Source organism: Lacticaseibacillus sp. 30 (assembly GCF_053819265.1).
In genome coordinates, this window is the sequence record NZ_JBSOQX010000044.1 from 1 (window position 1) to 6,689 (window position 6,689).

Genomic DNA, 6,689 nt, shown 5'->3' on the forward strand with positions numbered 1-6,689 from the left:
AAAGATCATAACGACGCGGTCTTGTGTGCTTGCGGAAGTTTTCTAAATCAGGTTGTATTAACGCAAATTGCGCTCGAGAAATATTGCTTGGATAATCTGGCATGACAAACTCCTCAGTCGGTTTTCCACAATTCTACCAGATTCAGCAGATGCTAGACAGGTTCTTAGCGGATATTAGTAAACGGACCCATGATAAAGGGATGCGGTTCGGACTTTGGTTCGAGCCAGAAAATATTTCAGCCGATTTCGAACTTTATCGGGCCCATCCTGACTGGGTGTTAGGCGTACCAGATCGTGGCCGAACGTTATCGCGGAACGAATACGTGCTTGATTTCAGCCAACCGGATGTTGTCGACAATATTTTTGAACAAATGACCGCAGTTCTTGATAAGGTGCCCATTGATTATATCAAGTGGGATATGAACCGCAATTTAACGGAAGTCTATTCGCCACATAGCGATTCAGCTCATGAAGGTGAGACTAGCCACCGCTTTGTCTTAGGTGTATATGACTTGATGGAGCGTTTAACGAAACGCTATCCACAGATTTTATTTGAAGGCTACTCTGGCGGTGGTGGCCGCTTCGATGCTGGTTTAATGTATTATATGCCACAGAGTTGGCCATCTGATAATAATGACCCGATTGAACGGCTCAAAATTCAATATGGGACTTCACTCGTTTATCCAATTTCTGCAATTACCGCCCATGTTGGGACGAGCCCGGATGAATTGTTAGGACGGTCGACGTCGATGAAGATGCGTGGTGCTGTGGCAATGAGTGGTACCTTGGGCTATGAACTGGACGCGGCCCAACTAAGTGATGCGGACAAGCAGGCCGTTATAAGACAGGTTGCCTTCTATAAGCAGCACCGTGAGTTAGTTCAATACGGGACCTTTTATCGATTAGAGAGCCCGTTTGAATCTAATACGGTCCCGTGGATGTTTGTTAGTCCGGATCAGAAAGAAGCTTTGCTGTTCACCTTCGTTATTTTAGGTGCAGTTCAACCAGAACCGCATATTACGAAGTTAGCGGGATTAGACCCTCAGCAGACCTACGTTGAGACCGACACAAACAAAATGTACGGTGGCGATGAATTGATGCAACTAGGACTCTACACGACTCCCGTTCAAACTAGTGACTTTACGGCGCAGGTACATTACTTCAAGGATAAGGACTAAGCTCAGCCATTAAACATATTAAAACTTAATCATCGTTAATCTAAAAGAACGCTCTGGCAAATAACCTGCCGGAGCGTTCTTTTGAAATCAAATTAATTTTTAGAAATGAATGTTAAAGCTGAAGTCAATGTCTTGATCAGCGAGGATATGATATGGGGCTTCTACGTCCGTTCCCCAACTATCAATGCCACCGACCCCACGAACGGCACCGTAGATTGATAAGACCGTTCGCCGTGCTAATGGTAATTCTTCCATGTGTGTTGCGTTTTCTAGTTCAGCAGCGGTATAGGGAAGGCAGCTGAAGGCGAATGGTGCATCGGCTTGGCTAAATGTCAAACTGAATGGTGTGTTGTCGTGGTCAGCGTTATTTTGTGTGGTTGATCGCGTTACTGTCACTTGTTCAGTTTGCATGTGCATGCCGCATTCTTGTGGGACCAAGTATGGTGTGACTGGCAGACTGTCAACGTGGAATTGCCCGTGTGTTGCGCCAGCCAGCCGGTCAGGATAAGTCTCACCGGACAAACCGGTATAGTCGAAGCCGGTCGCGGTAGTCGGCATGATAAACCGCAGACCAAATGCGGGTAGCTCTGGCAAATCAGACTGACCGCTATAATGGGTGGCGATATTGATCTGACCGTCTGCTGTCACCGTATAAGTCACTGTGACGATGGTACTAGGAACGGTCGTGGTAACGAAGTGGTAAGCCAGAGAGACTTTCGTGGCGATTTCGTGATCCGTGTATTTGTTATTGAGTGGCGCGATTGGTAACGGTGTGACTGGTTGGTCGTCAACCGTCAATTCGATATCTTGACAAGTTGAGAACTTATCGGCCGCGTACCACTGTGCGGATTTGACTGAAAAGCCGCTACCGTGATCATTATCGGTTGTCGCCCGCCAAAAGATGGGCGTGGGTGTACGATAGAGCCACTCTTTATCGTTGACGACGAGTGATTCAAGTCCGCCACGTTCGTAGCTAAAGAGGTAGTGGAAATTAGCCCCCTGTAGTCCTAAACTCCCGTCGCCGTAAATAACGTGTAGTTGATTATTTGTGTAAGCCATAATAATATTTCACCTCTTGCATTGCTGGTTTTGGTGTCCGGTCGGCAAACATTAAGCCGTCACCGGAGAATTCATAATCGGAGTGGCGGTCGTCGAAATCACCGCCATACCGGAGCACGTCTTGGTCGGTGATTGGGTCATGAACGAAGAGTGCTTGATCAATAAAGTCCCAAATAAAGCCACCTTGATACATTGGATACTTGTCGATCAAATCATTATATGATTGCATACCGCCCAGAGAATTCCCCATGTCATGCATATATTCACAATCTAGGAAAGGTTTGGTGGGGTTATCTTCCAAGTAAGCTACAATATTTTGGGGCTTTTCGTACATCCGACTTTCAACATCAGAAATGCGATCTTTTAATTCTGGTGTGTAGACAACGCCTTCGTAGTGGACGAGTCGTGAATCATCGTGTTCTTTATAAAAAGCCTGCATCGCCGCGATATCTTCGCCAGCATACGATTCATTGCCAAGTGACCAAAAAATGATCGATGGGTGGTTTTTAAACCATTCGTAGTTTGAACGGGCCCGGTCGATCACCGCTGCTAACCAGTGTGGATTATCGCCAGGAACATTGTAAGAAGGCTCGATAGCCCCCATCTTTTGCCATGACCCGTGCGATTCGAGGTTGTTTTCGGCCATTAGGTAGATACCGGCCTCGTCACATAATTGATACCAAGGTAATTGATCAGGATAATGGCAGGTCCGATCGGCATTGATATTGTTAGCTAACATGGTTTGGATATCAGCGCGCATATCAGCCATACTGATAACGCGACCGGTGTGGGCGTTCCATTCGTGCCGGTTAACTCCGTTGATCACCAACCGTTTATTGTTGACGTAAATGACTTTGTCATCGCGCAGCTCGACCGTCCGGAACCCAAACTGATATGGGACGACTTCCAAGAGTTGGTGATCAGCATCGTAAACTTCAATTGTCAATTGATAGAGATACGGCGTTTGTGGTGACCACAAGTGCAGTTGGTCGAATAACATAGTATCAAAGGTTACACTGCCACTACCGGTTTGCGTTTGACTCGTCAGTACTCGCCCGTCATGGTCTTTAACGGTCAGCGCTAAAGTGGCTGGTTCGCCGGTTACTTTAGTAGTGATGTTGAGCTCACCACTTTTGAGATTGGCATTTGGAACTGGTCGGATGTCCAAATCAGTAATATGGCTAGCAGGCTCCGCCAGTATATTGACGTCACGGAAAATACCAGAGAAACGGAACATATCTTGGTCTTCAATAAAGGCAGCAGTACTGCGTTTGTAGACCCGAACCGCTAAAACGTTACCTTGGTCCTGAATATACGGCGTCAAATCAAATTCTGAAGGGGTGAAACTATCTTCAGCGTAGCCAATAAAATGGCCATTTAACCAGACGTACAGGGCTTCTTCTACCCCTTGGAACTGAATGATAATACGTTGCCCTTTAAAAGCATCGTCGAGATCGAAGGTTTTGAGGTACGAGCCGACGGTGTTGTCCGCAGCGTCGCTGAATAGGCCTGGTGTTAATTGATCTTGATTGAGGGTATACGGTGGGCGACGGTAAATTTTACCTTCCCATGGGTATAGCGTGTTAATGTATTGAATTTGACCATAGCCGGCTAGTTCAATATGACCGGGAACTCGAATCGTATCAAAGTCGGTTGCATCGAAATCGGGTTGATAAAAATCAACTGGGCGTTCAGCCGGTGTCTTGGCGAAGTTAAAACGCCAAGCGCCATTGAGACTCTTGATGAAGCGACTACCCGTTTTGAATTCTGCTGTGTCGTGATAATAATGGTGATCACTATGTGCAGGTAATTGGTTGACCCGGAAGACTTCTGGGTCATCTAACCATTGAAGATTAGCTTGCATGAGGAAGCTCCTTTCAAAGTTACATAAATAAAAAACGATTACAATTATCATAAAAAAATATTAAATTTATATATGTCATTATAGTTAAATTTTAACTAAATGACAACGACTACTGACAACGACAACGGGCGATAAGAAGAATTTGAATCGAGAACGTGATAAATTTGTAAAACGTTACCAAATCTTGTTCTAAAGGTCTTTTGGGGTGTTGACAACAATCAAAAAAATCATTATAGTCAAACCTGATAAAATTTTAGTAAAACTATTTAAGGAGGGATTTTTCATAAATACTAGCGACTTAAAACAGGAGTTTACCAAAGCCTTTGATACCAAGCCAGAACGGGTCTTTTTCTCACCTGGTCGAATCAACTTGATCGGTGAACATGCTGATTATAACGGGGGTCATGTTTTCCCATGTGCGATTACAATCGGGACATATGGTGTTTATGCACCCCGGACAGATACGACAGTGCGGATGTACTCAGCTAATATTCCAGATGATGGGATCGTCACGTTTGATGTCAACGACCTTTCATATGACAAAGCCGCTGGTTGGACAAATTATCCTAAGAAGCTGTCCAAGATCTATGATTTTTGATATACTTCTATGTAAAAAGCGAGTTTAAGCTATGAAAAATTATCCCAGCAATATTACTCGGCAACAATTTGAATTAATTCGACCAGCTTTAGAAAATTTTCGTAAGCGAACTAAGCCTCGAAAATATGACCTCTACGAGGTCTTCTGTGCGGTCCTATATGTCTTGAAAACCGGTTGCCAATGGCGTCAAGTTCCCAGTGATTTCCCAGAATGGCGGTCAGTTTACAACTATTACAAAATTTAGTCAACTAAAGCTGAACCTACGGCTGATTCTTTATTGGAACAAGTTTTAAAAAAATTGTCATTGCTCGGCGAACTTACCAAGGACGTTCAGCTTTAACTTCCTTTATTATCATTGACGCTCAGAGCGTCAAAAACACCGCTACTGCTGAAAACAAAGGTTACGACGCTGGTAAGAAAATCTCGGTGATTAAGCGCCATCTGGCAGTTGATATCAATGGCTTTCCGCAGGCCATTCACATGACGCGAGCGAACGTCTCTGATCGAGACGGTGCCAGTGCAATGATCGCTTTACATGCCATGCATTTACGCCAGGTTCAAAATGTCTTAGAACCTGTCTAGTATCTGCTGAATCTGGTAGAATTGCGATTATGATTTATTACGGTCATGAGGGGGGGATGGAAGAAAAAGATGCCGTTATTAAGTGGACTTCTAGTTTGCCACAAAAGGACTGGGAAGTGACTTCTTATGCACCTCTTAACCAAATTCATACGCCACCGATTTTAGTGTTAATCGAAAAAAGAGTAAAATAGAGATATGCTTAATTTTTTAAGTAAAAAATTATTTTAAAGAGGTAAATATAAACATGCAAGGAGTTCTTCTCGCGCTTGTTCCAATTTTTGCTTGGGGTTCTATCGGAGTTGTAGCTAATAAAATTGGTGGTGATGCTAATCAACAAACACTTGGAATGACTTTGGGCGCTTTTGTTTTTGCACTTATTGTTTTCTTATTCCGCATGCCAACGTTGACATGGCAAATTTTCTTAATTGGATTTATTGGTGGATTGTTTTGGGCAATTGGACAATTTGGTCAGTTTAATTCAATGAAATACATGGGTGTTTCAGTAGCGAGTCCACTTTCATCAGGAAGTCAATTAGTAATTGGTGGATTGCTTGGGGTTTTTGCTTTCCACGAATGGACAAAACAAATTCAATTTATTCTTGGATTTACTGCGATGGCTGTTTTGATAGTTGGGTTCTATTTCTCAGCTAAACGTGACCCAGAAAATGCAGTTGTTGAAGAAGGACGTAATTATACTAAAGGATTGATTGCTTTAACTTACTCAACTTTGGGATATGTTATCTATGTTATTCTTTTTAATAACTTAGCAGTACTTTGGTTCAATGTTCATTTTGATACACTGACAATTATCTTGCCAATGTCAGTTGGAATGATCTTTGGAGCACTTGTGATGGGTCGTTTCAAAATTAAAATGGAAAAATATGTTTATCAAAATATGATTAATGGAGCAATGTTTGGTGTAGGTAATATCTTTATGCTTATGGCTGCAAGCGCTGCTGGTAACGCGATTGCCTTTTCATTCTCACAATTAGGTGTTATCATTTCAACTATTGGAGGAATTCTCTTCCTTGGTGAAAAGAAAACCAAAAAAGAATTGGTTTATGTTGGAATTGGGATTGTTCTGTTTGTAACAGGTGCAATTTTACTTGCAATTGTAAAATCTAAAGGATAATAAAAAAGCTATCAGTAAATTGACGGCTTTTTTTGTGAGTTAATTTTCTGACAAGTTTTCTGTCAGTAAAATTTTAGAGTTTTTCATTAACGAAATTCACAAAATGATTCCAAAAAACCTTTGGAGCACTACTGCGAGGGACAGTTTTCTTGGCAACCAATGGAATTTGTTCTGCTGTACAATTTGGAAGATAGCCTAAGAACCTGTCTAGTATCTTTTAAGAACTATCTTCAGGAAGGCCAATACCAACCATTTGAAGACTGCTGTTAAGGGCAC

At 42.7% G+C, this 6,689-nt stretch carries 3 protein-coding genes and 5 pseudogenes; 5 read left to right on the forward strand and 3 right to left on the reverse strand.

The features are described from left to right. Positions 1-103, reverse strand: a pseudogene (locus tag ACWPAB_RS14905) (IS5/IS1182 family transposase); the annotation flags it as partial. Positions 104-158: 55 nt separating this feature from the next. Between ACWPAB_RS14905 and ACWPAB_RS14910 the strand changes: the two are divergent. Then, positions 159-1,178, forward strand: a pseudogene (locus tag ACWPAB_RS14910) (alpha-galactosidase); the annotation flags it as partial. A 99-nt stretch (positions 1,179-1,277) separates the two neighbouring features. Here ACWPAB_RS14910 and ACWPAB_RS14915 read toward each other — a convergent pair. Further along, positions 1,278-2,237, reverse strand: a complete 960-nt coding sequence (locus ACWPAB_RS14915; protein WP_004559688.1) for a beta-galactosidase small subunit — start codon at positions 2,235-2,237, stop codon at positions 1,278-1,280. Then, a complete protein-coding gene (locus tag ACWPAB_RS14920; protein WP_016382253.1) occupies positions 2,221-4,101 on the reverse strand; it encodes a glycoside hydrolase family 2 TIM barrel-domain containing protein in 1,881 nt (626 codons plus the stop codon). Before ACWPAB_RS14920 ends, ACWPAB_RS14915 begins: the two co-directional genes overlap by 17 nt. Before the next feature lie 283 nt (positions 4,102-4,384). Between ACWPAB_RS14920 and ACWPAB_RS14925 the strand changes: the two are divergent. The 4 genes and pseudogenes from ACWPAB_RS14925 to ACWPAB_RS14940 form a co-directional block, all read left to right on the forward strand. Next, positions 4,385-4,672, forward strand: a pseudogene (locus ACWPAB_RS14925) (galactokinase family protein); the annotation flags it as partial. 58 nt (positions 4,673-4,730) lie between these two features. Beyond that, positions 4,731-5,215 (forward strand): annotated as a pseudogene (locus tag ACWPAB_RS14930) (IS5 family transposase); the annotation flags it as partial. An 80-nt stretch (positions 5,216-5,295) separates the two neighbouring features. After that, a pseudogene (locus ACWPAB_RS14935) lies at positions 5,296-5,472 on the forward strand (class I SAM-dependent methyltransferase); the annotation flags it as partial. Between the two features lie 53 nt (positions 5,473-5,525). Next, positions 5,526-6,413, forward strand: a complete 888-nt coding sequence (locus ACWPAB_RS14940; RefSeq protein ID WP_003586198.1) for a GRP family sugar transporter — start codon at positions 5,526-5,528, stop codon at positions 6,411-6,413. Positions 6,414-6,689 lie beyond the last annotated feature (276 nt).